At 54.0% G+C, this 1,280-nt stretch carries 1 protein-coding gene; it reads left to right on the top strand.

Translation table 11 applies throughout. The annotated features are described in order from the left end of the window. Positions 1-118: 118 nt before the first annotated feature. A complete protein-coding gene (locus H1B37_RS32870) occupies positions 119-1,270 on the top strand; it encodes a transposase (protein WP_436299114.1) in 1,152 nt (383 codons plus the stop codon). Positions 1,271-1,280: the final 10 nt, after the last annotated feature.

Below are 1,280 nucleotides of genomic sequence, written 5' to 3' on the forward strand. Positions count from 1 at the left end.
TCGGTACTTGCAACTGGTGCAAGAACACATGAAATCTGCCAACAAGAACGCGGCCGGACCGGCGCTTAAATCGGGCGAAAACCAAGCGTTTTCCGCCACCCAGGCGACTTGGCGGTTCTTGTCCAACCCGAACGTGACCTTTGTCGATCTGATTGAACCGCTTCGGGAGGTCGGCCGGCAAGCAGCGCGCCTTTCGCAGTCCGAGTACGTACTTTTGGCGCACGACTGGTGCAAGATTGACTACAAAAGCCATTCTTCAAAGAAGGATCTTCGCCAAATCACCCATGAACACGACATCGGCTACGAAATGTCGACTTCGTTGTTGATCGATGCGGCCAACGGGGCTTCTTTGGCTCCGATGCAGATGCATCTGAAAACCGGCAACTCGGTTCATTCAACGGCAATCCATCCTCCAGCGTTGGACGACCACCTTCTCGACGAATTGACTCCCACGATGAACGAGTCGGGTGACTGGGGGCTGGACCGCAAGATTGTCCATGTGATCGACCGCGAAGCCGACACCCTTGGGCGAATGCGTCAGTGGGACCAAGAAGGCCATTTGTTTTTGGTTCGCTGTGATGATCGCCGGGTGAAATGGAACGAACAAAGCGTTTTGCTGTCTGAAATTGAAGAGCATTTCGATCGAGAAGTTCTTTTTGAGCCCTGTGGCGAGGCAGTCTATCACGGCAAAAAGGTGACTCAGGAGGTCGCCGAAACGGAAGTCGTCCTGCATCGCCCACACAGCGAAGTGATCGATGGTGAAAAGCGTCGAGTCAGCGGTGAGCCAATTGGAGTCCGTTTGGTTGTCACGCGATTACTAGACGAGAATGACTATGTGCTTGCCCAGTGGACGTTGCTGAGCAATGTCCTTGATACGTCAGTCAGCGGTTACCAGATTGCGCTTTGGTACTATTGGCGTTGGCTAATCGAAACGTATTTCAAGCTGCTCAAGAGCCACGGCCAGGAGTTGGAGCAGTGGCAACAGCAAAGCGGCGAGGCGATTGCGCGTCGCATTCTGGTGGCATCGATGGCATGCGTCGCGGTACTGCAAGTGCAGAACGACACGAGCGACGAAGCTGCCGAGACGAAACGCATTCTGATTCGCTTGAGCGGGCGTCAAATGAAGTACGGTGTCGAATCAACCCCGCCGGCGCTGCTGGCAGGCATGATGGTGCTTCTTTCGGTGACTGATATTTTGGAGTCACCCGACGTTGATATTGGGACACTCAAACGGATCAAAGCCAATGCCCTCCCATTCGCACTTGTGTAGATACCAATGC

It is taken from the genome of Stieleria mannarensis, from assembly GCF_014154935.1.
In the GTDB taxonomy this organism is placed as follows: Bacteria; Planctomycetota; Planctomycetia; order Pirellulales; family Pirellulaceae; genus Stieleria; species Stieleria mannarensis.